Genomic DNA, 22,695 nt, shown 5'->3' on the forward strand with positions numbered 1-22,695 from the left:
TAAATAAGGGAGGAAATAGAATTGACTGATATAGTAAAGATCCTTGCAGAAGAGCTTGGAATAAAGACGACACAGGTGGAGGCCACTATAAAGCTTATAGATGAGGGTAACACAATTCCTTTTATTTCAAGATATAGAAAAGAGGTAACAGGCTCTCTAAATGATGAAATACTCAGACAATTTGATGAGAGATTAAAGTATCTCAGAAATCTTGAGGAGAAGAAGGAACAGGTATTATCGGCAATTGAGGAGCAGGGAAAGCTTACAGAAGAGCTTAAAAAAGAAATAGAGTCGGCACTTACCCTGGTAGCAGTGGATGATCTTTACAGACCGTTCAGACCTAAGAGACGTACAAGAGCGATGATCGCTATTGAAAAGGGCCTTGAGAATTTCGCCACAGATATTTACGAGGAAAATCTTCAACAGCCGGCACTTGAGGAAGCAAAAAAATATCTTTCAGATAAAGAAGGTCTTGAAGTGGAAACACCTGAGGATGCTATAGCAGGTGCTATGGATATTATTGCAGAGAAGATCTCAGATGATGCCACATTCAGAAATAAGATAAGAGATCTCTCATTTAAGCAGGGTATACTGACTTCTGTGGCAAAGGATGAAACGGTAGAATCTGTATATGAAAACTACTACAATTTTGCAGAGAGCGTTTCAAAAACTGCCGGATATAAGATACTTGCAATCAACAGAGGAGAGGAAGAAAAAATACTTACAGTAAAGCTTGATCCTCCGGTTGAGGAGATTATCAGATATCTGGAAAAATGCATTATAAAAAAGCATAATGTGCATACTGAGCAGATACTTAAGGATACTATTGATGATGCATATAAGAGACTTATTGCACCTTCAATAGAAAGAGATATCAGATCAAGTCTTACAGAAAAGGCAGAGGATGAGGCCATAAAGGTATTCGGAAAGAATCTTACACAGCTTTTGATGCAGCCACCTGTAGCAGGTAGAGTTGTGCTTGGTTGGGATCCGGCTTTCAGAACAGGGTGTAAGCTTGCAGTAGTTGATGAGACCGGAAAGGTACTTGATACAAAGGTTATATATCCTACAGCACCGCAAAATAAAGTTGCAGAGTCAAAAAAGGTTTTAAAAGAGCTTATAAAGAAATACAATATAAGTCTTATTTCACTTGGAAACGGTACTGCTTCCAGAGAATCCGAGGCTGTTATTGTAGAGCTTATAAAAGAAGTTGATACAAAGCTTGAGTATATTATTGTAAATGAGGCGGGAGCCAGTGTATATTCGGCAAGTAAACTTGCAACAGAGGAGTTTCCAAACTTTGATGTAGGCCAAAGATCGGCGGCATCTATTGCAAGAAGACTTGAAGATCCTCTGGCAGAGCTTGTAAAGATAGATCCTAAATCAATAGGTGTCGGTCAGTATCAGCATGATATGAACCAGAAAAAACTTTCAGAAGCACTTTCGGGAGTTGTAGAGGACTGTGTAAACAAGGTAGGTGTGGATTTGAACACCGCTTCAGCACCTCTTTTAGAGTATATCTCAGGTATTTCAAAGGCTGTTGCAAAAAATATAGTTGTATACAGGGAGGAAAACGGAAGCTTTAAGACAAGAAAAGAGCTTTTAAAGGTTTCCAAGCTTGGACCTAAGGCATTTGAGCAATGTGCAGGTTTCCTTAGAATAAATGAAGGTAAAGAGCCGCTTGATATGACAAGTGTGCATCCTGAAAGTTATGAGGCTACAAAGAAGCTTTTGGAGAGTATAGGTTACAGTTCCAAGGATATCACTGTTGCCGGACTTAACGGTATTTCAAAGAAAATCACTGATTTTAAAAAGGTATCTGATGAAATCGGAATAGGTGAGATTACTTTAAAAGATATATTAAAAGAGCTTGAAAAGCCTGGAAGAGACCCAAGAGATGAGATGCAAAAGCCTATACTTCGTACTGATGTTATGGAGATGGAAGATTTAAAAGAGGGCATGATATTAAAGGGAACAGTCAGAAATGTTATTGACTTTGGTGCATTTGTGGATATCGGAGTACATCAGGACGGACTTGTGCATATATCAAAGCTTAGCAAGAAGTTTATAAAGCATCCTCTTGAAGCAGTGAGTGTAGGAGATATTGTTGAAGTAAAGGTGGACAGTGTGGACTTAAAGAAAAAGAGAATAGCACTGTCTATGGTATTGGATTGATATGAATAAAATAAAGATAGATATGCAGCTTAATGCAAAGGATATATGGCTTTTTTCCATGTATCACAGCAACAGAGGTTTCCTGCTGATATTTAATGTGCTTTTTACTGCTGTAATGTATTATTATATGATTACTTCTTGGAATAAAATTGATACTCCAAGAAAAATCCTATTTTTGGTATTGGCAAATATGTTTTTGATAATACAGCCGGCAATGCTTTATCTAAAATCAGCAAAACAGGCAAGAAGCGAGGCTATAAGAGCAGGGCTTTCACTTGAGATGAATGATGAGGGAATTGTGGTTTCATCAAAGGGAGAGAGTGTTGATTTTAAGTGGGAGAGCGGATTTCGTTCAAGGATAGTACCCGGTATTATAATAATATACGTGGATGCTGTCAGAGGTTATTTATTACCTGACAGATATACAAAGGAAAATAAAGACAAGATAGTTGCTGTTTTAAAAGAGAAGACAAGGGTAAGTTTTTTATAATTATGAATACAAGGGTATTTGAGAGTTTTTCCGATAAGGAAACATTTGATATTGCCTTTAGGATTGCAAATAATCTGAAGGCAAAAACCGGTTCTGCGGTGGTATGCCTTGACGGAGATCTTGGAGTCGGTAAAACCGTTTTTGCAAAGGGATTCGGTGCAGGGCTTGGAATAAAGAGAGATATTGTAAGTCCTACATTTAATATAGTGAAAAGCTATGAAGGTGATAAAAGACTGCATCATTTTGATGTGTACAGAATTTCTGATATCTCTGAGCTTGATGAAATAGGATTTGATGAATTTATATATGATGATGCTATAGTCCTTATAGAGTGGTCAAAGCTTATAGAAGAAGCATTGCCGGCAAATATTATAAGGGTTGTTATATCAAAGGATCTTGAAAAGGGATTTGATTACAGAAAAATAGCAGTGGAAGGCATGAATGATGAAGATTTTGGGAATTGAAAGTGCTGCATTAGTGGCTTCAGTTGCAATAATAGATGAAAATGTGACAATAGCGGAATATACTACAAATTTTAAAAAGACTCATTCAGAGACATTATTGCCAATGCTTAATGAAATAGTAAAAATGACAGGAGTGGATCTAAAAGAGCTTTCAGCTATTGCAATTTCAGGAGGTCCGGGATCATTTACCGGACTTAGAATAGGTGCTGCGAGTGCAAAGGGACTGGGACTGGCACTTGATTTGCCGCTTATTCATGTGCCTACACTTGATGCTATGGCATTAAATATATACTCAAGTGATGCTCTGATTGTACCTATAATGGATGCCAGAAGAAATCAAGTATATACAGGTATATATAAAAATGTAGGTAAATTGGAAGTTATAAGAGAATCAATGGCGATTTCCATAGATGAATTACTTGACATACTAGGAGAAATAGATAAAGAAGAAAAAATAATAAGAACAGTATTCCTTGGTGACGGAGTTCCGGTATTCAAGGAATATATTGATGGAAACTTTGAAATTGCACATGATTTTGCTCCGGCAAATTTGAACAGACAAAGAGCATCAAATATTGCAATGCTTGGTATGGAGATGTTTAAAGAAGGAAAAACCATGGTATCTGATGATATGAGACCGGAATATCTTAGAAAAAGCCAAGCTGAAAGGGAGAGAAATGTGGATTAGACCCATGCTTCTTTCTGATGTGGAAGCAATAAGAAGCTTAGAAACTGATATTTTTAGTGATGCATGGAGCGAAAATAATATAAAAGACTCTATAGAATCTAAATTCGATTACTGCATCGTGATTGAAGATGACTATAGAGTCTTGGCATATATAGTTTTCAGGGTAAATGAAGATGAAGCGGAGCTGTTTAGAATAGCTACCGATAAACAGTACAGAGGATTTGGCTGTGGACATAAGTTAATGAACTTTATGATTTCAAATCTTAGAGATATGAAAGTAAAAAAGGTTTTTCTTGAGGTCAGATGCCAAAACAAAGACGCCATAAGTCTGTATGAGCATTATGGCTTTAAAAAAATCGGTATCAGAAAAGAATATTACTTTGATCCCACAGATGATGCTCTGTTAATGGAAGGATATATAAAATGTTAGATATTTGTTTATTAGGTACCGGAGGTATGATGCCGCTACCTTACAGATGGCTGACTTCAATGATGGCCAGATGTGAAGGAGTAAATCTTTTAATAGATTGCGGTGAGGGTACTCAGGTTGCCATAAAAGAGAAGGGATGGAGTCCGAAGCCTATAGATGTGATCTGTTTTACACATTTTCATGCGGATCATATAAGCGGTTTACCGGGACTTTTACTTACAATCGGAAATTGTGAAAAGACCACTCCGCTTCTTATCATAGGTCCTAAGGGACTTGAAAGAGTTGTAAATGCTATGAGAGTTATAGCACCGGAGCTTCCTTTTGAAATTCAGTTCCATGAACTTAGAGAAAATGAGGAAGTGATAGATTTTGCACCTTATAAGATAGAAGCGTATAAGGTAAGCCATAGAGTAACATGCTACGGCTACAGAATTTCTATTGACAGAAAGGGCAAGTTTGATGCCGCCAGAGCAAAGGAGCTTGATATACCGTTAAAATACTGGAATAAATTGCAGCATGGTGAAACTATCACTGACGGAGATATCACATATACTCCTGATATGGTAATGGGAGAGGCAAGAAGAGGTATAAAGGTAAATTATTGCACAGATACAAGACCTGTTCCGATTATTGCAGATTATGCCGCTGATTGCGACCTGTTTATATGTGAGGGTATGTATGGTGAAGATGAAAAAGAAGAAAATGCCAAAGAACATAAGCATATGACTATGATGGAAGCTGCAAATCTTGGAAAAGTTGCAAATCCCAAGAGAATGTGGTTGACACATTATTCGCCGTCAATGAATAAACCGGATGAGTATATTGATAAGCTGAAAAAAATCTGTCCGGTTATAGAAACCGCAAGAGATGGATGGAGTGTAGAGCTTGGTTATGAAGAAGAGTAATGTAAAAATACTTGCAATAGAAAGTTCATGTGATGAGACTGCGGCAGCAGTTGTGGAAGATGGAAGAAAGGTGCTTTCAAATATTATTTCATCACAGATAGACTTGCATACAATATACGGAGGCGTAGTCCCTGAGATTGCCTCCAGAAAGCATATAGAAAATATAAATTTTGTTATAAAAGATGCACTGAAAGAGGCAAATGTTACCTTTGATGATATAGATGCAATAGCGGTTACATACGGACCGGGACTTGTAGGTGCACTGCTTGTAGGCGTGGGCGAAGCAAAGGCACTTGCCTACGGACTGAATAAACCGCTTATAGGTGTACATCATATAAAGGGACATGTACTTGCAAATCTTATAGAGCATGAAGAACTTGAGCCGCCATTTGTATGTTTGATTGTTTCAGGAGGTCATACTGAAATAGCAATTGTAAAAGATTATAATGATTTTGAGATAGTTGCCACCACCAGAGATGATGCGGCAGGTGAGGCATTTGATAAGGTGGCAAGAAGCGTGGGACTTGGATATCCGGGTGGTCCAAAGATAGATAAGGCCGCAAAGCTTGGCAATCCTCATGCCATAGAGTTTCCAAAGGCAAGAGTAAATGATTCAAAATATGATTTCAGCTTTTCAGGTGTAAAGTCTGCTGTCCTAAATTATCAAAACAAGGCAAATATGACAGGTGAAAAGATAAATGTAAATGATCTTGTAGCTTCATTTCAAAGAGCTGTTGTAGAGGTTTTGGTGGAACATACCATTGAAGTTGCAAAGGATTATAATATAAAGAATGTGGCTATGGCAGGTGGAGTGGCGTCAAATACAGCACTTAGAAGTCTGATGGAAGAAAAATGCAGTGAAGAAGGTTTGAAACTTCATTTCCCATCACCTATATATTGCACTGATAATGCCGCAATGATTGGTGTGGCCGCATACTTTGAGTATTTAAATGAAAACTTTAAAGATTTGGCACTTAATGCAGTGCCGAATCTGGAACTGTGATTATAAAAAGTATTATAACGATATTGGAATATGATTATGAAAAGTACGGCAATAATACTGGCGGCAGGCAGCGGTAAGAGATTTAGCAGTGATAAAAAGAAACAGTTTGTAGAGCTTTTTGAAAAGCCTTTATTATACTATTCTTTAAAAGCCTTCAGTGAAAGTAAGGTGGATGAAATCATTGTAGTCACTTCAAAAGATGATATTGACTTCGTAAGAGAAGATATTGTAAAAAAATACGAATTTTTTAAGGTAAAAGATATTGTTTCCGGCGGAAATGAAAGATATGATTCTGTATATAGTGGATTGAAGGCTGTATCAGGAGATATATGTCTGATACATGACTGTGCCAGAGCCATGATAAATGTGGAACTTATAAACAGATGTATAGACGAAACGCTTAAGTATAGGGCGGTGGTACCTGTAGTAGCTCCAAAGGATACTATAAGATTGAGAGATGGTGAGTTTGGCGGTGAGACAATTGATCGAAGTACCCTTTGTATTATACAGACTCCACAATGCTTTTATACGGAGCTTATAAAGTCGGCATTTGAAAAGATGTATAAAACCGATTATAAATCTCTTGGAATTACAGATGATGCAATGGTGGTGGAGAAGTTTAATGATACAAAGGTAAGACTGATAGAGGGTGATTATAAAAATATAAAAGTAACCACACCTGAGGATATAGTGATAGCTAAGATGTTTTTGGACGCCGGTAATTGTTGACGGAAAAGCCGATGTGCCTGTGGTTACGTTGGCTTTTCGGGTATTTATAAGATATATAAATTAGAAGTTGTAAGGGGGAGTAATGGACAGGGATGTTGAACTTATCCAAGCGATAAAAGAAGATATGGAGACTATTTGGAAGATGCAACTGGAAGCATTTGCAGGACTTTTGGAAAAATATAATGATTATGATATAAGCCCTGCCGCTGAAACATTTGACAAGGTAATGTCAAAGTTTGAACAGCCATGTACAACTTATTATTTTATTGTTGTTAATTCCAAAAGAATTGGTGTGGTTCGTATCATTGATAATAAAGATGGAAGCAGGAAGAAAATAGCTCCAATATGGATAATGCCGGAGTTCAGAAATAAAGGATATGCTCAACAAGCCATCAAGGCTGCTGAAAAAATACATGGAAGTGAAAATTGGTGTTTAGGCACTATTTTACAGGAAAAAGGTAATTGCCATCTCTATGAAAAGCTTGGATATCATAGAATTGAAAAGATAGATAATATCAGCGATATTATGAATATAGTGTACTATGAGAAAGATAGCTGAGGCTGATAGATCTCGGTTTGTAGTGCTATAATATAATGATTTACATATTTGTAAAACTACATACCGAAAAGGTCAGCGTGAGTACCGGTTTCAGTTGCAATGATAATAAGCCTATCATCTTCAACACGATATATTAATAACCAATCCGGTTCTATATGACATTCTCTAAAGTCTGACATATTACCGGATAGTTGGTGGTCTCTATATTTGGACTCAAGTGATTTTCCTGTACTAAGTGAATCAAGTACATCTACTAATTTTGCAATGTTTTTACCACGCTTCTTGATTCGCTTTACATCACGCTTCATCTTATTTGTAAATAGGATTTGATACATTTAATCCTCTAACATAGCTAAAACAGCTTCTTTTGCAGAATTATATGGTCCATTTAAGTTTCTATGTAACCTTGCATCTTGAATTGCACTAAGACTTTCATCATATTGCTTTTTATGTACAACAGGAAATGGTAGTCCATTGTGTTCAAGTGAAGCATTTAAGAAAATTCTTATTGCTGTTGATGTATCCAAACCTAGACTTGAAAATAGTGAGTCTGCGTCTTTCTTTAGCTGATCATCTATACGAATTTGTAGTGTTGACATATTGCACCTCCAATATATAAGTAATTATTTGTAGTATAATTATAGTATAAGTGTAGCATATATGCAATGCGGATAACCGGATTAGATAAAATTACAGTTTGCCGGTCCGGGTAAATTTGAATTTGAGGGGGGTATTTTTGTGTCAACAATTAAAATTGAAAATCTTAGTTTCTCATATTATGGCTATGAAAAACCTATATTTGAAAATGTATCATTTTCATTTGATACGAACTGGAAAACAGGGTTGATAGGAAGAAACGGAATTGGAAAATCAACACGGGAGTTTGACNTATGAAAAACCTATATTTGAAAATGTATCATTTTCATTTGATACGAACTGGAAAACAGGGTTGATAGGAAGAAACGGAATTGGAAAATCAACACTATTTAAGCTACTTCTAAACCAAGAAGTTTATAGTGGGAAAATCAGCAAAAGTGTTGACTTTATTAAATTCCCACCCGATTTAAGTGATACTTCAAAATTAGGGATTGATTTATATAAAGAACTAATATCAGATGAGGAAGAATGGAAATTATTTAGAGAACTTAATTTGCTAAATGTAGATGAGAGTCTTGTTTACAGAAAGTTTGAAACGCTTTCTAAAGGAGAACAAACAAAAATCCTTTTAGCTATTTTGTTTACAGGAGAAGATGGTTTTTTACTTATAGATGAACCGACAAACCATTTAGATATGGACGGAAGAAAAATTGTCAGTGAGTATCTGAAAAATAAACAAGGTTTTTTGCTTATATCTCATGATAGAGATTTTTTAGATGGTTGTATCAATCATGTTATTTCCATTAACAGGAATTCTATTGATGTCCAATCAGGAAATTTTACATCGTGGTATGAAAATAAATTGATGAAAGACCAATTTGAGATTAGTCAAAATGAGAATTTAAGAAAAGATATTAAACGATTAAAAGAAGCTGCAAGACAAAGCCAAATTTGGTCCGATAAAATTGAAAATACTAAAAACGGTGTGAAAGTATCAGGTGTAAAACCGGACAAGGGACATATAGGTCATCAGTCTGCTAAGATGATGAAAAAATCTAAGAATTTGGAGAATAGACAAAATAAGGCAATAGAAGAAAAACAGAATTTACTAAAAGATATTGAAACAANTAGGTCATCAGTCTGCTAAGATGATGAAAAAATCTAAGAATTTGGAGAATAGACAAAATAAGGCAATAGAAGAAAAACAGAATTTACTAAAAGATATTGAAACAAAGGAAAGTCTATTATTGCATACTTTAGATCATCACAAAAATCCTCTAATATCAGTTTGCGATTTATCATCATATTATGGAGAAAGGCAAATATTAAGTAATATCAGTTTTGATATAAAGCAAGGTGATATAGTGGCTATATATGGGGGTAATGGTAGCGGAAAATCAACCTTGATTAAAATTTTACTAAGGTTACATCACGAGTATTCAGGTGATGTAAAATTAGCAAGTGATTTAAAAATATCATATATTCCTCAGGATACATCAAATTTAACGGGTAGTCTAAATGAGTATATTAAAAGCCAAGGTGTTGATGAAACATTGTGTAAAACAATTCTTAGAAAATTAGATTTTGCAAGAGAATTATTTGAAATGGATATGAAGAACTATAGCGATGGACAAAAAAAGAAAGTTTTAATTGCTGTAAGCTTATCAAAGCCGGCTCATATATTTGTTTGGGACGAACCGCTGAATTATATAGATGTAATATCAAGAATACAGATTGAGGAAATTATAAAAAGAGCAAATCCTACACTCATATTTGTGGAACACGATAAGAGGTTTGTGGAAGATATAGCGAATAAAATAATAAGCCTATAATCTTAAACACGATATATTAATAACCAATCCGGTTCTATGTGACATTCCTTAAAGTCTGATATATTACCGGAGAGTTGATGGTCTCTATATTTGGACTCAAGTGGTTTTCCTGTACTAAGTGAATCAAGTACATCTACTAATTTTGCAATATTTTTACCACCTTTCTTGATTCGCTTTACATCACGCTTCATCTTATTTGTAAATAGAATTTGATACATTTAATCCTACAACATAGCTAAAACAGCTTCTTTTGCAGAATTATATGGTCCATTTAAGTTTCTATGTAACCTTGTATCTTGAATTGCATTAAGACTTTCATTATATTGCTTTTTATGTACAACAGGAAATGGTAATCCATTGTGTTCAAGTGAAGCATTTAAGAAAATCCTTATTGCTGTTGATGTATCCAAACCCAGACTTGAAAATAGTGAGTCGGCGTCTTTCTTTAGCTGATCATCTATACGAATTTGTAGTGTTGATATATTGCATATCCAATACTTAAGCAATTATTTATAGTATAATTATAGTATAAGTGTAGCATATATGCGATGCTGATAACCGGATTAGATAAAATTAGAATTTGATAAAGTTTTAAGGAGATAACTGTGAAGATAGATATAGTTAAAATGAAAAAGTACTATGATTCATTGTCCTTAGATATGTTATGTGACTGTGATTATTGTAAGCTGTACTACCTTAAGTCAAGAAAAGAATTTGCTGAATTGGCATTATGGCTGGATAAATATGGTGTAGATATCGAAAAACCTTTTGAGGTTATGAGTCTTCTCCCGGATGATAGCGGGATTCTTGATTATATTGGAGTACAGTATATTGTTTTTGGTACTTTTTTGAATGATAATTCATATTATGTTGGAGAGTTTAACATAAAGATTGCACATTCACACCCAAATACCGGAATTAGTGATGAACATTTTGTTTTAGAAGTAATTCCAATGAATTCTATGAAATTATTGTTTAATGGATAAAAGTCTGATTTGGAAATAAAGAAAATAATAATTGATTATGTTAGCTAAGCCCGGTAATTAGAATTTAACAAATCGTATTATAAAAAAAGCAAAGGGTTTATAAGTTATGGAATTGAAATTAGAAAATGCTGAATCGAAAAAAACTCAAGAATTGGCAAATTTAATCAGAGCATATAACAGATCAAAGAGAGAGCCGTCTAAAAATGAACCTTTAAATATTTATTTGGAAGATGAACAGGGCAATTTAAAGGCAGGAATGGTAGCGGAAACTTTTGGAAATTGGCTTGAGATTGAATATTTATATGTCAGTGATGATTTACGGGGACAAGGGATCGGTTCAAAAATTTTGAAAATGGCGGAAAGAGAGTCAAAAGAAAGAGGGTGTAAGTATTCATTCGNATGAACCTTTAAATATTTATTTGGAAGATGAACAGGGCAATTTAAAGGCAGGAATGGTAGCGGAAACTTTTGGAAATTGGCTTGAGATTGAATATTTATATGTCAGTGATGATTTACGGGGACAAGGGATCGGTTCAAAAATTTTGAAAATGGCGGAAAGAGAGTCAAAAGAAAGAGGGTGTAAGTATTCATTCGTGGATACTTTTAATTTTCAAGCACCGAAATTTTATGAAAAGCATGGTTATAAAGAAGTGTTTGCATTGAAAAATTATCCTTATACAGGGGAGAGGTACTATTATACAAAAGAGTTATGATTTGAAATGTAGTTTGGAATTGGGATTAGTTACTATGATGACCATTATAGGTAAATCAGAATTTACAGAGGAAGAGTATGAGTAAAAAATTGGAGGAAATGAGCTTAAAAGAACTTTGGCAATTGTTTCCGATATTTTTAGTTGAATATAATAAAAAGTGGATAATATGGTATGATGAAGAAAGAAAATCGATTTTATCAGCGGTTCCAAATAAGTATATAAAAAGAATATCTCATATCGGTAGCACCGCTATATTGGGAATATGGGCAAAAAATATTGTGGATATATTGGTTGAAGTAAACAATAAAGAAGATTTAGATGTTGTTAAAAATATTCTCATAAATAATGGATGGCTATGTATGAATGTGACTGAAACTCGTACCATATTAAATAAAGGGTATACAGAACAAGGATTTGCAGAAAAAGTATTTCATCTTCATATTAGAATTGCCGGAGATAATGATGAATTGTATTTCAGAGATTATTTGAATGAGCATAAGGAAATAGCTAAAGAATATGAAACCTTAAAACTATCCCTTTGGAAAGAATTTGAACATGATAGAGATGGATATACAAATGCAAAAGCGGAATTTATAAATAAATATACAAATTTAGCAAAAAGTGAATATGGTGGAATATATTAAATAACTTCCGGTTTGTCCGACTTAGCCCAATACGAATTTGTAGTGTTGACATATTGCATCTCCAATACTTAAGCAATTATTCGTAATGTAATTAAAGTATAAGTGTAGCATATATGCAATGCTGATAACCGGATTAGATAAAATTAGAATTTGTGGAGGTGTTTTATGCCATGATTACATACAAAGTGGATGAAAATAAGTTAAGATTTTGGAAAGAATTATATGAAAAGAAATCTAAGTTCCTTAAACCAAATAGAATAAGTGGGAGCAATTTAAACACATATTTTCAAGATAAATATCCTACACAAAATTATGACAATATAAAATTTAAGGAAGTTGTAAATTTAAACTCAAAGGAACATTTCCATGAAAATGCAGGTAATATAAATGATATTGTTGCCTATAAACTTAATGGTGACATTTATGTCGGTATTGATTTAAAAACAGGTTTTTTTCATATTGAAAGTGAAGATGTAAGTAAGTCTATTTCGATTTATGATGATTTGTTTATCACGAGAGGGTTAAGCAAAGAGGATCTTCAAAACTATGTGATTGTAGGGCAATTTTTAGAATTAAAAGAGCTATAAATCTTTGTTAGCTAAGTCCGGTAATTAGAATTTAACAAATCGTATTATAAAAAAGTAGAGGGTGTATAAGTTATGGAATTAAAATTAGAAAATGCTGAATCGAAAAAAACTCAAGAATTGGCAAATTTAATCAGAGCATATAACAGATCAAAGAGAGAGCCGTCTAAAAGTGAACCTTTAAATATTTATTTGGAAGATGAACAGGGCAATTTAAAGGCAGGAATGGTAGCGGAAACTTTTGGAAATTGGCTTGAGATTGAATATTTATATGTCAGTGATGATTTACGGGGACAAGGGATCGGTTCAAAAATTTTGAAAATTGCGGAAAGAGAGTCAAAAGAAAGAGGGTGTAAGTATTCATTCGTGGATACTTTTAATTTTCAAGCACCGAAATTTTATGAAAAGCATGGTTATAAAGAAGTGTTTGCATTGGAAAAATACCCTTATACAGGGGAGAGATACTATTATACAAAAGAGTTGTGATTTGAAATGTGGTTTGGAATTGGGATTAGTTACTATGATGACCATTATAGGTAAATCAGAATTTGTAGAGGAGGGTTGATGAAAGATACTAGACCGGATTTTAAAGATATAAAATCATTTGAAGAATTTAACAGATACTATTGGTATCGAGAAGAACTTTCACAAATTTGTAAGGCTCTTGGGCTGGAATATAGATGTACAAAGCAGGAGCTGAACTTAATTATAGAACAATTTTTTAAGGGAAACAGAGTGGAAAAATCTGTAAGGAAAGTAAACAAAAATCAAACTGAATCGATAAATTTAAATACGCCATTGCTTGAATCCGGCTTTTCCTTTAACCAAAAATTTAGAGATTATTTTTCTGCTGTAACAGGAGTTAATCCGTTTAAATTTAATGCTGATATGGCAACAGCTTGGAGGAAAGTAAAAGCTGAAAATGATTTAAGCTTTACGATACAAGATATGCTGAAAGTATATTATGGTGAATCGGATTACGCTAAGTATGATAATTCAGCTTGTCAATGGAATCAGTTTTTAAAAGATTTTTGTAGAGATGAATGTAGCGAGCACTATTCTGACAAGTTAAAAACTGCAGCTGCCCTTTGGAAAGAAGTTAGAGACTCAAAAAATGAAAAAGTTTATTCAAGGGAACTTTTAAAAAAATATAGAAACAAAATAGATAAGTACTTAAAGTAAATAAATCTGATTTTAAGAGTTTGAAAGGATTTATACAGATATTGATGAATTTTATGAAGAGAAATAAATTTTATTTACTGCTTATTATGATGATTTGCATATGCTGGGGTTGTAAGAGTAAAAATATGAATACCGTCACAAATGAGGAAGCGGAAAGTACAATTGTTGAAAATAGTAATGATATAAAAACAAATGATAATGAGAGCAAGGAAGAAAGCACTGAGGAAAGTGCTGTAAAACTTTCGGATTTTATAAATCCTGAGGGCAACACACTTTTTACCCGTTTTATTACTCCAAAGGGATATAAAAGGGTGGAAGCGGCTGAGGGAAGTTTTGCCCATTTTATAGGTAATTATAATTTGGAGCCTGACGGTACTCCGGTATATTATTTTGACAAAAGAGAAAAGGCAGGAAACGGTCATGCTGCGGTATTTTCCATGGAAGTGGCTGAGGAGGATTTGCAGCAATGTGCAGACAGTATTATGAGAATATATGCTGAATATCTTTATAAGTCAGGAAAACAGGATAAGATAAGCTTTACATTTGTAGACGGCTTTGTATGCGATTATGAGCACTGGAGACAGGGGTATAGAGTAAAGTTTTCAAATGATAAACCGTACTGGGAGCAAAGTACAAATCCTGACAGCGGTGAGGAAACATTTAAAAAGTATCTTCGCATTGTATTTGCCTATTCATCCACATTGTCTATGGAAAAAGAGTCAAGACCTGTAGATATCTCTGAAATTCAGGTGGGGGATATTTTTATAAAGGGAGGAAGCCCGGGACATGTGGTAATGGTGGCTGATATCTGTGAAAATGAAGCGGGAGAAAAGGCATTTTTGCTTGCACAGGGATTTATGCCGGCACAAAGTTTTCATATAATTAAAAATCCCGCCCACAGTGAGGACCCATGGTATTATGAAGGCGAGATAAAATATCCTTTAAGAACACAGAATTATACCTTTGATGAGGGAAGTTTAAAAAGGCTTGATTATTTGGAATAGCTATAGGTGTTAGTTATTGACACCTAACTTAAAAAGGGATAAAATGATAACAAAGTTATCAGAAAGGTAAAAGTATGTCAAACGGAGCATATGATATCACACATAAAAAGATATTGGAAAGTGGAAAGGAGCTTTTTTTAAAAAATGGTTATGGAAGGACCAATCTCAGAGAGCTTTGTAAGAAGGCAGGAGTTACTACAGGTGCATTTTACAGGCATTTTGAGGACAAGTCTTCCATCTTTCGAGAACTTGTAGATGATGTGGCAACCGGTCTTTTATCCGGATTTGATAGAGCTGAAGATAAATGCTTTGATAATATAGATACGGGAAATACGGATGAAATCTGGAATATTTCTTCAGATGCTATAAGAGAATTTATACACTATATTTATATGCATTTCGATATATTTAAGCTTATAATTTGCTGCTCGGACGGAACGGAATATAATAACTATATTGACCGCATTGTTGAGCGTGAATTAAACAGTATGTATCGTATATATGAAACACTGGATAAAAAGGGGATTTCTTATAATCGTGTTGCAAAGAATGAGTTACATATGATTATACATGCATATTATGCCTGTATTTTTGAAACGGTTTTACATGATTTCAGTAAAGAAACAGCACTGGATTCTGTTCAAAGTCTGTCGAGTTTTTTTACGGCAGGATGGAGGAAACTGCTTCAAATCTAGGATTGTCACAATAATTTATATTGTGGTATTTTTTACAGTGGGAATGATTAATGCAATCCCATTTCTTTATCCTTTGCTGTTTATTTTGGTTCCGTTTATTACAGGAATACCTTTTATGTTATTTTTGACTAAAGTGGCAGAGGAGAATAAGTCCATCAGTAATGCAATGAGGATGAGAGAGATAAGATTCGGAACTAAGGAATTCCTGAAAAACCCGTCAATGATTTTGGAATACAGATTGGTTCCACTTATGATGTCTGTTGCAAAGATAGGCGAAGAACTTTCAGCAGCGGCACTTTCAAGAGGACTTGGAGGACTGAAAAAAAGAACCTGTATGGTTGAGCTGAGATTTGGAATATGGGATGCAGGTATGGCTATTCTCATAGTTGCTTTAGTTATATGGACAATAATAGGGAGAATATAAATAGTATGGTTGTACTTGAAAATGTGTCTTTTTCTTATAATACTGTAGAGCATAGTGCCGGTGTTTATGATATAAATCTGGAGATTTTGTCGGGGCAGGTTGTGATTCTTTGCGGTGCTTCAGGCTGTGGTAAGACTACAATTACAAGACTGATTAACGGGCTTTCACCTGCATATTATCCGGGAGAGTTGAAAGGAAAGATACTTATTGACGGCATAGATTCATCTGAATTGACATTATACGAATTGTCACAAAAAATAGGCTCCGTTTTTCAAAATCCTCGTTCTCAGTTTTTTAGTGTTGATTCCACAGGTGAGATTGCTTTCGGATGCGAGAATACAGGTGTTTCAAGAGAAGAAATATATAAAAGAATAGGCCGTATAACCAAGGATTTAAATATGGAGTATCTTCTTGACAGAGATATTTTCGCTTTGTCAGGAGGCGAAAAGCAAAAGATTGCATGTGCATCTGTTGCAGCAATGTTACCGGAAATTTTTATCCTTGATGAGCCCTCTTCAAATTTGGATCTTCGTACTATTTCCGATTTGAAGGAGGTAATAAGAAATTGGAAAAAGCAAGGTAAGACTGTCATTATTGCTGAGCATAGGCTGTATTATCTGATGGAGCTTGCGGACAGAGTCATTTATATGAAGTACGGAAGGATTGTAAATGACTTATCTATTGATGAATTTAAAAAAATTGAAGAAACACAATTGCATCAAATGGGGCTTCGTTCCGTTTGTCCGGTCAAATTTGAGGAAAGGAATGATGAAAACAGTAATAAAAATAACTTCAGTTTTAATAATATTTCATTTTCTTATGGGAAAAGAAAATTTATCGATATTCCTGATATAACAGTTCCATATGGTGCAATTGTAGGAGTTTTAGGGTATAATGGTGCAGGTAAATCCACTCTCTCTTTCGGGAGGTCAAAAATAGAGAGTGGCAATAGGCAGTGCAATATCAAGTGATAAGGAAATATTGATTTTTGATGAGCCGACAAGTGGTCTTGACTATGAGCATATGTTGGAAGTTTCTGAAATCATAAAGCATTTAAAAGCTAAGGGAAGAACAAGCTTTATCATAACTCATGATCCGGAGTTTTTAAAGGAATGCTGTGATTATTTGATTTTTTTGGAGAATGGAAAGTTTTTATGGTCAGGTGCATGGACAAAAGAGAACACGGAAAAAGTAAGTAAATTTTTTGAAATATAAGGCTTATAGCAAAAATCTTAGATATACGGGAGACCAAATGGTAAGAGAGATAAAAGAAAATGAATTAAATGATTTACTTCAACTGTATTTGCATTTACATGAAAGCAGTCTGCCACGGATGTCAAAGCATCTTGAGGAGGTATGGATTAGCATTATAAAAGATGAGAATCATCACATTATTGTTAATGAAATAGACAAAAAAATAGTATCCTCCTGTGTCTGTGTTATAATTCCCAATTTAACAAGAAATGCAAGAGCCTATGCATTTATAGAAAATGTGGTTACTCATACCGATTATCGCGGCAGGGGCTATGCAAGTGAATGTTTAAATTTTGCCGGAGAGATAGCTAAAAAAGAGAATTGCTATAAGATGATGCTTTTAACAGGCTCAAAAGATGAATCCACATTAAACTTTTATAAAAATGCAGGCTATAATTGTGCCGATAAGACAGCATTTATACAGTGGATTAAATAATGTTTATAAAAATTAAAGGGTATGTTGCTAAATTAGGACTTTTAATCGTGACATACCCTTTTTAACGGTTAGATCTATAAAGACAGTGAAAACCCTGACTGATAAATTTAATCCTTTATTATCACAGAAGATTTTATTTACATTATTTTTCACAGTCTTTGATTTTAGATACGGGAAGCCATACCGGATATTTTTTCCAAATAGAGTTTCATTTTTTCCTGTGATGAGGATTCCACCTGAGCTAAAGTGGTTAATTTGACCGGTGTAATACCGCAGAGCTTTAAAATCTGATTTTTTAGTACATTACCGTAATCATTACAGAAAGGCAGTGCAAAGGCAGGTGCATTCATAGTGGTGATAATCCATGCTGATTTGCCCTTTAAATGCCCTTCAAGTCCTATTTTCTTATAAGAATAAGCAAAACCGGATACAAACACTCTGTCGATAAAGCCCTTTAAAATAGCAGGCATACCACTCCACCATATAGGGAAGATAAAGATAAGCTTATCGGCTTCTTTGATCATATCACGATATTTTAAAGTCTCCGGACTTTTTGCAAGATCACGCCTTTTATTTTCTTCATCAAATTTCAGCACGGGATCAAAATTTTCTTTATATAAGTCTATGGTTTTAATCTTATGTGTAGACGAAATAGAACTTTCCACCTGCTTTAATATTGCATTATTAAAACTTTTACAATTTGGATGTGCGTAAATAATCAAAATATTCATTTTCTTTCTCCTTTAATATAGATATCAAGCATATGCTTGATAGTACTTTGTATGGTTTCATTATCGAGTTCATTCCTCATAGGGCTTCCTGAGATTATAGCAAGACCGGAGATAAAACTCCAAAAGTGAAGCAGAGACTCGGCTTCGCTATTTGTAAAGTTTTCCTCTTTTCGAAGCATCAGCACAATATGCTTAAACTTTGAAAATCCCGGGAAATCAGAGGTGTCTGAAATGGTATTTTCTGTGAATTTCATATATTTAAACGGGAATTTGATGAATAATGCCTCAAAGAAATAAGGATATTTCTTTGAAAAATTTATCAGATTAAGTCCCATTTGAACCAGCTGTTCTCCTGCACTTTGCTCTATATCCATATCCTTAACAAGCTCATTATCAAGTAAGGTTGAAATATGCTTTAATACAACATTCAAATAATTTTCCTTGCTCTCAAAATGGCGATAAGGAGTACCATGAGTCACACCGCAGGATTTGGCTACGGTTCTAAGTGATAAATTATCAATTCCGGATTGCTTTATTTCTTCCACCCCGGTTAAAATAAGATCTTCTTTTAATTTTTCTGTATTTCTTTTCATATTCGCCTTTCCCGAAAGTATACACCGTCTACAATATTAGTATACACCGTCTACTTTTATTGTCAAGGGGGAAATATAATAAATTCTATGTAAACTTTGGGGCACGTTGGCTTTTTCATTATTTATAATATATGCTATGTTAATAATTTGAAATATGCTAAAATATATAAGCCAATTGTTTGAATTTATAATGGACCACTTGAAAAACAAATTTACAGAAGGAGAGTGATATTGAAATGTGCAAGGAATGTTATGCTGATAATAATAGAATAACACCACTTTTAGAGCCATTTGATTGTTTAAAAAATCATACACAATATATTTGTGGTTCTTGTGGTCGTTGTATTTGTATTTCTAAAGATCCAAAGAGAGGATTGCAACGCTGGAATTTTCCTTTTAAGTCACTAGAAATTGCTAAGTTATATTTGAGAACTGCTGATTATACAATGAAAAAATCTTGTGGAATCTATGAGATTAAGAACAAGAATGGCAGATTATTATACAAAATCTTTGCGGATGGTGAAAAATTGCGAGTATATCTAAGAAATAATAAAGATAAAACTTGTGAAACGATGTTTCCTGTTTTCCGCGTGGAAGAATATAAAGAGTATCCAAATACGCAGATTAGAAAATTAACTTTTGACGAAATACAAAAATATATGTCAGAAAGACAAATTTGAATTTGCACAATTATTGAACTCAACACAAACTACCGTCAGTGTTGTTCCGTTGCTCGTTCTTTGCCGGTATCATAGAACCATCAAATGAAGGAGGCAACAAGCCATGAATACAGATAAAATCTATGCAGAACAACTCGCAAACGAATATGCACCCAAGGATACCTCTAAGGTGGTCGCTCTTCGCAAGCTGGATGCAAAAGCCAAGCTTCCCGCAACCGTTTTTACATACACCTTCGGTATTATCACTGCGACGGTAGCCGGTGTTGGGATATTCCTTTCCATGAAGGTCGTCGGCAGCGGTAGCACTACTATGTTTGTCCTCGGCGTGATTGGGCTGTTGGGTATGGGCGTTAATTACCCCATCTACAAAAAAATGCTGGCTCAGGGAAAGCAGAAATATGCTTTTGAAATCATGGAACTGGCAAAAGAAATCAGCGAGAAGTAAACAAAAATACGAAAGGTGGTAAGAACGACTGAATAGATCAGAAAGCAAATATTTTGCTACTGCAGCCAGAATGGACGAAGCCTTTCTGACACTTCTGGCAAAAAAGAATTTTGAGTATATTACAGTCAAAGAAATCTGTGAAGTAGCAGGGGTCAATCGTTCCACCTTCTATCTGCACTATGAAACGATATCAGACCTACTCTCGGAGAGTGTCAGTCGTATGAACGATCAATTTCTTGCTTGCATGGAGAAAGATTCAGATGCCTTTTTTGCAAAGCTGCTGAATTGCCCGAGGGATGAATTATATCTAATCACGCCGGATTATTTAACACCTTACCTCAGCTACATTAAGAACAACAAACGACTGTTCCGCACAGCAACAGAAAATGCAGCGGTGTTGGGCATGGATAAAAGCTATGATAGGATGTTCCGTCATGTGTTTACGCCGATACTCGACCGCTACGGTGTACTACCGCATGATCGACCTTATATTATGGCCTTTTGTATTCGGGGATTGATGGCAATTATCTCAGAATGGCTCAAGAACGACTGCGCCGATTCCATTACGTATGTTACAGGTGTGATCCAGAAGTGTGTAAAAATGCCACAAAGCGAAACAATGAACGCTGTTTGATAACTCCCGGTTTGCCAAGTCCGGTAATTAGAATTTAAAAATCGAGTTATAAAAACAATAAGGGACATATAAAATATGGGATTAAAAGAGGGTGATTATAAAAATATAAAAGTAACCACACCTGAGGATATAGTGATAGCTAAGGCGTTTTTGGATGCCGGTAATTGTTGATAGAAAAGTCAATTCAGCCTGTGGTTGCGTTGGCTTTTTGGGTATTATGTCAAGCGTCGGGGGGGTTCAACTTCACAGCTGATTCGAGGAAAATATGAAAGTCAATATGAATATTATTGTTGGCGGAACGGATGATATATTGGATAATATATTATCTGCTGCAAGGACGGTAAGAAAAGAAATGAAAAATATTTTTGAAAGCGTTGAGACAGAGACATTACAGAAGGCGGATATTTGTGTTTGTCTTAGCGGAAATATATCAAAGTATTATCCTAAGTCGGGAATTTATCAGGCAAGATATTATTCTAAAGCTAAGAAGTTTATGGTATATGTTCATTTCAGCTCTAATGAGTGGAACTCAAAAAAGACAGAAAGTGTAAGTAAGTTTCTTAAAATGTATAAGGACTATCTTTTGGAGCTTTCGGATATCATTAAGAAGAAAACTACAAAGTATAAACCGGATTTTGATAGTAGGTGTTATGAAGATGGGATTAGAAGGATGTTTGGGAATTTTTGAGGTGAAAATTTGTGACCTCAAAATCATATAAACTTTCAAGGTCACAAAATGCGACCTTGAACAAAGGAACAGGTAGAGGAAATAACATAAAGTATGGAATTTAAATTGGAAAATACAGAATCGGAAAGAACACATGAATTGGCAAATCTAATCAGAGCTTATAACAGAGCTAATAGAGAACCGTCTAAAAGTGAACCTCTTAATATTTATTTGGAAAATGAAGAGGGTAATTTGGTTGCAGGAATGGTAGCGGAGACTTTCGGGAATTGGCTTGAGATTGAATATCTGTATGTCTGTGATGATTTACGTGGACAAGGAATAGGCTCAAAGATCTTAGAAATGGCGGAAAATGAGTCAAGAAATAGAGGATGTAAGTATTCATTTGTAGATACTTTTAATTTTCAAGCACCGAAATTTTATGAAAAACATGGTTATAAAGAGGTTTTTGCATTGAAAGAATATCCTTATACAGGGGAGAGATACTATTATACAAAAGAGTTGTGATTTGAAGTGGAGGTACGAATGGAATCTTAACGCATGAAAGATTTAGGTGAGTCAAGTTTTGGCTCACCCTTTTAAAAATTGGATCTAAGAGATATTTTTGGCTATTGAAGATATTTTTTGTAAATAGAGTTTTCTCTTTTCGTGAGTAGCAGACTCTACCTGAGCAAGTGTGGTCAATTTAACAGGTGTAATACCACATTGCTTTAAAATCTGATTTTTTAAAACCTTACCGTAATCATTAAAGAAAGGCAGTATAACAGAAGGAGCATTCATAGTAGTGATAATCCACGCCGACTTACCCTTTAAATGTCCTTCAAGTCCTATTTTCTTATAAGAATAAGCAAAACCTGATACAAATACTCTGTCGATAAATCCCTTTAAAACAGCAGGCATACCTGACCACCACACAGGAAAGATAAAGATAAGCTTATCAGCTTCTTTGATCATATCACGATACTTTGAAGTCTCAAGATTTTTTGACAGATCACGCCTTTTATTTTCTTCGTCAAATCTCAATACAGGATCAAAATTTTCTTTATATAAGTCAATTGTTTTAATCTTATGTACAGATGGAATAGAACTTTCCACCTACTTTAGTATCGCATGATTAAAACTCTTACAATTCG

Annotated in this window: 33 protein-coding genes and 3 pseudogenes; 29 read left to right on the forward strand and 7 right to left on the reverse strand. The window is 34.6% G+C overall.

All coding sequences use genetic code 11. The annotated features are described in order from the left end of the window. Window positions 1–21 precede the first annotated feature (21 nt). From EHV10_RS09385 to EHV10_RS09425, 9 genes are all read left to right on the forward strand, one after another. A complete protein-coding gene (locus EHV10_RS09385) occupies window positions 22–2,175 on the forward strand; it encodes a Tex family protein (RefSeq protein ID WP_128674428.1) in 2,154 nt (717 codons plus the stop codon). A 1-nt stretch (window position 2,176) separates the two neighbouring features. After that, the gene (locus EHV10_RS09390) at window positions 2,177–2,665 is read left to right on the forward strand and encodes a YcxB family protein (protein ID WP_128674429.1); all 489 of its coding nucleotides are present in this window, start codon (window positions 2,177–2,179) and stop codon (window positions 2,663–2,665) included. 2 nt (window positions 2,666–2,667) lie between these two features. After that, entirely contained in the window at window positions 2,668–3,129 is a 462-nt protein-coding gene (tsaE, locus tag EHV10_RS09395) for a tRNA (adenosine(37)-N6)-threonylcarbamoyltransferase complex ATPase subunit type 1 TsaE (RefSeq protein ID WP_128674430.1), read from the forward strand. Beyond that, complete coding sequence (tsaB, locus tag EHV10_RS09400) at window positions 3,107–3,817, forward strand: tRNA (adenosine(37)-N6)-threonylcarbamoyltransferase complex dimerization subunit type 1 TsaB (RefSeq protein ID WP_128674431.1); 711 nt, start codon at window positions 3,107–3,109, stop codon at window positions 3,815–3,817. The genes tsaE and tsaB overlap by 23 nt, the downstream gene beginning before the upstream one ends. Beyond that, window positions 3,807–4,247 carry a ribosomal protein S18-alanine N-acetyltransferase gene (rimI, locus tag EHV10_RS09405; RefSeq protein WP_128674432.1) on the forward strand — a complete coding sequence of 147 codons (441 nt, stop codon included), beginning with the start codon at window positions 3,807–3,809 and terminating at the stop codon, window positions 4,245–4,247. The genes tsaB and rimI overlap by 11 nt, the downstream gene beginning before the upstream one ends. After that, window positions 4,241–5,152, forward strand: a complete 912-nt coding sequence (locus EHV10_RS09410) for a ribonuclease Z (RefSeq protein WP_128674433.1) — start codon at window positions 4,241–4,243, stop codon at window positions 5,150–5,152. Before rimI ends, EHV10_RS09410 begins: the two co-directional genes overlap by 7 nt. Further along, on the forward strand, window positions 5,139–6,155 hold the full coding sequence (gene tsaD, locus EHV10_RS09415) for a tRNA (adenosine(37)-N6)-threonylcarbamoyltransferase complex transferase subunit TsaD (protein ID WP_128674434.1): 1,017 nt from the start codon (window positions 5,139–5,141) through the stop codon (window positions 6,153–6,155). The genes EHV10_RS09410 and tsaD overlap by 14 nt, the downstream gene beginning before the upstream one ends. A 36-nt stretch (window positions 6,156–6,191) precedes the next feature. Continuing rightward, the gene (ispD, locus tag EHV10_RS09420) at window positions 6,192–6,884 is read left to right on the forward strand and encodes a 2-C-methyl-D-erythritol 4-phosphate cytidylyltransferase (protein ID WP_128674435.1); all 693 of its coding nucleotides are present in this window, start codon (window positions 6,192–6,194) and stop codon (window positions 6,882–6,884) included. Window positions 6,885–6,966: 82 nt separating this feature from the next. Continuing rightward, window positions 6,967–7,443 (forward strand): GNAT family N-acetyltransferase, encoded by a 477-nt coding sequence (locus EHV10_RS09425; RefSeq protein WP_128674436.1) that lies wholly within the window; start codon window positions 6,967–6,969, stop codon window positions 7,441–7,443. A 56-nt stretch (window positions 7,444–7,499) separates the two neighbouring features. Here the strand turns inward: EHV10_RS09425 and EHV10_RS09430 are convergent, their stop codons facing one another. Further along, complete coding sequence (locus EHV10_RS09430; RefSeq protein WP_128674437.1) at window positions 7,500–7,778, reverse strand: type II toxin-antitoxin system YafQ family toxin; 279 nt, start codon at window positions 7,776–7,778, stop codon at window positions 7,500–7,502. Next, window positions 7,779–8,042, reverse strand: a complete 264-nt coding sequence (locus EHV10_RS09435; RefSeq protein WP_128674438.1) for a type II toxin-antitoxin system RelB/DinJ family antitoxin — start codon at window positions 8,040–8,042, stop codon at window positions 7,779–7,781. A 290-nt stretch (window positions 8,043–8,332) separates the two neighbouring features. Here EHV10_RS09435 and EHV10_RS09440 point away from each other — a divergent pair. Further along, window positions 8,333–9,167 (forward strand): annotated as a pseudogene (locus tag EHV10_RS09440) (ATP-binding cassette domain-containing protein); the annotation flags it as partial. A 1-nt stretch (window position 9,168) separates the two neighbouring features. Continuing rightward, window positions 9,169–9,872: pseudogene (locus EHV10_RS09445) on the forward strand (ATP-binding cassette domain-containing protein); the annotation flags it as partial. Between the two features lie 2 nt (window positions 9,873–9,874). Here EHV10_RS09445 and EHV10_RS09450 read toward each other — a convergent pair. Beyond that, window positions 9,875–10,090, reverse strand: coding sequence for a type II toxin-antitoxin system RelE/ParE family toxin (locus EHV10_RS09450; RefSeq protein WP_128674439.1), 216 nt, complete (start codon window positions 10,088–10,090; stop codon window positions 9,875–9,877). Between the two features lie 6 nt (window positions 10,091–10,096). Then, complete coding sequence (locus EHV10_RS15410) at window positions 10,097–10,378, reverse strand: type II toxin-antitoxin system RelB/DinJ family antitoxin (RefSeq protein WP_334295165.1); 282 nt, start codon at window positions 10,376–10,378, stop codon at window positions 10,097–10,099. 99 nt (window positions 10,379–10,477) lie between these two features. Here EHV10_RS15410 and EHV10_RS09460 point away from each other — a divergent pair, with 99 nt between their 5' ends. The 13 genes and pseudogenes from EHV10_RS09460 (at window position 10,478) to EHV10_RS09515 (ending at window position 17,794) form a co-directional block, all read left to right on the forward strand. Next, window positions 10,478–10,858 (forward strand): hypothetical protein, encoded by a 381-nt coding sequence (locus EHV10_RS09460; RefSeq protein WP_128674440.1) that lies wholly within the window; start codon window positions 10,478–10,480, stop codon window positions 10,856–10,858. Between the two features lie 106 nt (window positions 10,859–10,964). Next, window positions 10,965–11,256: GNAT family N-acetyltransferase (locus EHV10_RS15415; RefSeq protein WP_148092617.1), on the forward strand; the 292-nt coding region annotated here is incomplete at its 3' end. Window position 11,257: 1 nt separating this feature from the next. After that, window positions 11,258–11,571, forward strand: a pseudogene (locus tag EHV10_RS09470) (GNAT family N-acetyltransferase); the annotation flags it as partial. 77 nt (window positions 11,572–11,648) lie between these two features. Next, on the forward strand, window positions 11,649–12,215 hold the full coding sequence (locus EHV10_RS09475) for a GrpB family protein (protein ID WP_128674441.1): 567 nt from the start codon (window positions 11,649–11,651) through the stop codon (window positions 12,213–12,215). A 170-nt stretch (window positions 12,216–12,385) separates the two neighbouring features. Continuing rightward, window positions 12,386–12,802, forward strand: coding sequence for a hypothetical protein (locus tag EHV10_RS09480; protein WP_128674442.1), 417 nt, complete (start codon window positions 12,386–12,388; stop codon window positions 12,800–12,802). Window positions 12,803–12,874: 72 nt separating this feature from the next. After that, window positions 12,875–13,285 (forward strand): GNAT family N-acetyltransferase, encoded by a 411-nt coding sequence (locus EHV10_RS09485; protein ID WP_128674443.1) that lies wholly within the window; start codon window positions 12,875–12,877, stop codon window positions 13,283–13,285. Window positions 13,286–13,363: 78 nt separating this feature from the next. Further along, complete coding sequence (locus tag EHV10_RS09490; RefSeq protein WP_128674444.1) at window positions 13,364–13,981, forward strand: SAP domain-containing protein; 618 nt, start codon at window positions 13,364–13,366, stop codon at window positions 13,979–13,981. Window positions 13,982–14,025: 44 nt separating this feature from the next. After that, entirely contained in the window at window positions 14,026–14,985 is a 960-nt protein-coding gene (locus EHV10_RS09495; RefSeq protein WP_128674605.1) for a DUF4846 domain-containing protein, read from the forward strand. 74 nt (window positions 14,986–15,059) lie between these two features. Further along, window positions 15,060–15,680, forward strand: a complete 621-nt coding sequence (locus tag EHV10_RS09500; RefSeq protein WP_128674445.1) for a TetR/AcrR family transcriptional regulator — start codon at window positions 15,060–15,062, stop codon at window positions 15,678–15,680. Between the two features lies 1 nt (window position 15,681). Further along, the gene (locus EHV10_RS15135) at window positions 15,682–16,104 is read left to right on the forward strand and encodes an energy-coupling factor transporter transmembrane component T (protein WP_128674606.1); all 423 of its coding nucleotides are present in this window, start codon (window positions 15,682–15,684) and stop codon (window positions 16,102–16,104) included. 5 nt (window positions 16,105–16,109) lie between these two features. Then, window positions 16,110–17,075: an ATP-binding cassette domain-containing protein gene (locus tag EHV10_RS09510; RefSeq protein WP_330508527.1), complete on the forward strand. Its 966-nt coding sequence runs from the start codon at window positions 16,110–16,112 to the stop codon at window positions 17,073–17,075. Continuing rightward, complete coding sequence (locus tag EHV10_RS15625; RefSeq protein ID WP_330508528.1) at window positions 17,047–17,319, forward strand: hypothetical protein; 273 nt, start codon at window positions 17,047–17,049, stop codon at window positions 17,317–17,319. The genes EHV10_RS09510 and EHV10_RS15625 overlap by 29 nt, the downstream gene beginning before the upstream one ends. A 37-nt stretch (window positions 17,320–17,356) precedes the next feature. Continuing rightward, window positions 17,357–17,794: a GNAT family N-acetyltransferase gene (locus tag EHV10_RS09515; RefSeq protein WP_128674446.1), complete on the forward strand. Its 438-nt coding sequence runs from the start codon at window positions 17,357–17,359 to the stop codon at window positions 17,792–17,794. Between the two features lie 164 nt (window positions 17,795–17,958). Here EHV10_RS09515 and EHV10_RS09520 read toward each other — a convergent pair whose 3' ends face one another. Together EHV10_RS09520 and EHV10_RS09525 are read right to left on the reverse strand one after the other, a co-directional pair. Continuing rightward, the gene (locus EHV10_RS09520) at window positions 17,959–18,525 is read right to left on the reverse strand and encodes an NAD(P)H-dependent oxidoreductase (RefSeq protein ID WP_128674447.1); all 567 of its coding nucleotides are present in this window, start codon (window positions 18,523–18,525) and stop codon (window positions 17,959–17,961) included. Further along, window positions 18,522–19,118 carry a TetR/AcrR family transcriptional regulator gene (locus EHV10_RS09525; RefSeq protein ID WP_128674448.1) on the reverse strand — a complete coding sequence of 199 codons (597 nt, stop codon included), beginning with the start codon at window positions 19,116–19,118 and terminating at the stop codon, window positions 18,522–18,524. The genes EHV10_RS09520 and EHV10_RS09525 overlap by 4 nt, the downstream gene beginning before the upstream one ends. Window positions 19,119–19,354: 236 nt before the next feature. Between EHV10_RS09525 and EHV10_RS09530 the strand changes: the two genes are divergently transcribed. From EHV10_RS09530 to EHV10_RS09555, 5 genes are all read left to right on the forward strand, one after another. Next, complete coding sequence (locus tag EHV10_RS09530) at window positions 19,355–19,798, forward strand: hypothetical protein (protein ID WP_128674449.1); 444 nt, start codon at window positions 19,355–19,357, stop codon at window positions 19,796–19,798. Window positions 19,799–19,901: 103 nt separating this feature from the next. Beyond that, on the forward strand, window positions 19,902–20,243 hold the full coding sequence (locus EHV10_RS09535; protein WP_128674450.1) for a dihydropteridine reductase: 342 nt from the start codon (window positions 19,902–19,904) through the stop codon (window positions 20,241–20,243). Window positions 20,244–20,313: 70 nt separating this feature from the next. Then, entirely contained in the window at window positions 20,314–20,877 is a 564-nt protein-coding gene (locus tag EHV10_RS09540) for a TetR/AcrR family transcriptional regulator (protein ID WP_243116116.1), read from the forward strand. A 265-nt stretch (window positions 20,878–21,142) separates the two neighbouring features. Beyond that, window positions 21,143–21,565 carry an Imm12 family immunity protein gene (locus EHV10_RS09550; protein ID WP_128674452.1) on the forward strand — a complete coding sequence of 141 codons (423 nt, stop codon included), beginning with the start codon at window positions 21,143–21,145 and terminating at the stop codon, window positions 21,563–21,565. A gap of 93 nt (window positions 21,566–21,658) precedes the next feature. Next, on the forward strand, window positions 21,659–22,069 hold the full coding sequence (locus EHV10_RS09555; RefSeq protein WP_128674453.1) for a GNAT family N-acetyltransferase: 411 nt from the start codon (window positions 21,659–21,661) through the stop codon (window positions 22,067–22,069). 84 nt (window positions 22,070–22,153) lie between these two features. Here EHV10_RS09555 and EHV10_RS09560 read toward each other — a convergent pair whose 3' ends face one another. Then, the gene (locus EHV10_RS09560; RefSeq protein ID WP_279221824.1) at window positions 22,154–22,657 is read right to left on the reverse strand and encodes an NAD(P)H-dependent oxidoreductase; all 504 of its coding nucleotides are present in this window, start codon (window positions 22,655–22,657) and stop codon (window positions 22,154–22,156) included. Between the last annotated feature and the right edge of the window lie 38 nt (window positions 22,658–22,695).

Source organism: Lachnoanaerobaculum gingivalis, from assembly GCF_003862475.1.
GTDB lineage: Bacteria > Bacillota > Clostridia > Lachnospirales > Lachnospiraceae > Lachnoanaerobaculum > Lachnoanaerobaculum gingivalis.

Coding starts and splice junctions, on each gene's coding strand:
- EHV10_RS09390 (WP_128674429.1), top strand. CDS start 2,177: ATGAATAAAATAAAGATAGATATGCAGCTTAATGCAAAGGATATATGG.
- tsaE (WP_128674430.1), top strand. CDS start 2,668: ATGAATACAAGGGTATTTGAGAGTTTTTCCGATAAGGAAACATTTGAT.
- tsaB (WP_128674431.1), top strand. CDS start 3,107: ATGATGAAGATTTTGGGAATTGAAAGTGCTGCATTAGTGGCTTCAGTT.
- rimI (WP_128674432.1), top strand. CDS start 3,807: ATGTGGATTAGACCCATGCTTCTTTCTGATGTGGAAGCAATAAGAAGC.
- EHV10_RS09410 (WP_128674433.1), top strand. CDS start 4,241: ATGTTAGATATTTGTTTATTAGGTACCGGAGGTATGATGCCGCTACCT.
- tsaD (WP_128674434.1), top strand. CDS start 5,139: ATGAAGAAGAGTAATGTAAAAATACTTGCAATAGAAAGTTCATGTGAT.
- ispD (WP_128674435.1), top strand. CDS start 6,192: ATGAAAAGTACGGCAATAATACTGGCGGCAGGCAGCGGTAAGAGATTT.
- EHV10_RS09425 (WP_128674436.1), top strand. CDS start 6,967: ATGGACAGGGATGTTGAACTTATCCAAGCGATAAAAGAAGATATGGAG.
- EHV10_RS09430 (WP_128674437.1), bottom strand. CDS start 7,778: ATGTATCAAATCCTATTTACAAATAAGATGAAGCGTGATGTAAAGCGA.
- EHV10_RS09435 (WP_128674438.1), bottom strand. CDS start 8,042: ATGTCAACACTACAAATTCGTATAGATGATCAGCTAAAGAAAGACGCA.
- EHV10_RS09450 (WP_128674439.1), bottom strand. CDS start 10,090: ATGTATCAAATTCTATTTACAAATAAGATGAAGCGTGATGTAAAGCGA.
- EHV10_RS09475 (WP_128674441.1), top strand. CDS start 11,649: ATGAGTAAAAAATTGGAGGAAATGAGCTTAAAAGAACTTTGGCAATTG.
- EHV10_RS09480 (WP_128674442.1), top strand. CDS start 12,386: ATGATTACATACAAAGTGGATGAAAATAAGTTAAGATTTTGGAAAGAA.
- EHV10_RS09485 (WP_128674443.1), top strand. CDS start 12,875: ATGGAATTAAAATTAGAAAATGCTGAATCGAAAAAAACTCAAGAATTG.
- EHV10_RS09490 (WP_128674444.1), top strand. CDS start 13,364: ATGAAAGATACTAGACCGGATTTTAAAGATATAAAATCATTTGAAGAA.
- EHV10_RS09495 (WP_128674605.1), top strand. CDS start 14,026: ATGAATTTTATGAAGAGAAATAAATTTTATTTACTGCTTATTATGATG.
- EHV10_RS09500 (WP_128674445.1), top strand. CDS start 15,060: ATGTCAAACGGAGCATATGATATCACACATAAAAAGATATTGGAAAGT.
- EHV10_RS09510 (WP_330508527.1), top strand. CDS start 16,110: ATGGTTGTACTTGAAAATGTGTCTTTTTCTTATAATACTGTAGAGCAT.
- EHV10_RS09515 (WP_128674446.1), top strand. CDS start 17,357: ATGGTAAGAGAGATAAAAGAAAATGAATTAAATGATTTACTTCAACTG.
- EHV10_RS09520 (WP_128674447.1), bottom strand. CDS start 18,525: ATGAATATTTTGATTATTTACGCACATCCAAATTGTAAAAGTTTTAAT.
- EHV10_RS09525 (WP_128674448.1), bottom strand. CDS start 19,118: ATGAAAAGAAATACAGAAAAATTAAAAGAAGATCTTATTTTAACCGGG.
- EHV10_RS09530 (WP_128674449.1), top strand. CDS start 19,355: ATGTGCAAGGAATGTTATGCTGATAATAATAGAATAACACCACTTTTA.
- EHV10_RS09535 (WP_128674450.1), top strand. CDS start 19,902: ATGAATACAGATAAAATCTATGCAGAACAACTCGCAAACGAATATGCA.
- EHV10_RS09540 (WP_243116116.1), top strand. CDS start 20,314: ATGGACGAAGCCTTTCTGACACTTCTGGCAAAAAAGAATTTTGAGTAT.
- EHV10_RS09550 (WP_128674452.1), top strand. CDS start 21,143: ATGAAAGTCAATATGAATATTATTGTTGGCGGAACGGATGATATATTG.
- EHV10_RS09555 (WP_128674453.1), top strand. CDS start 21,659: ATGGAATTTAAATTGGAAAATACAGAATCGGAAAGAACACATGAATTG.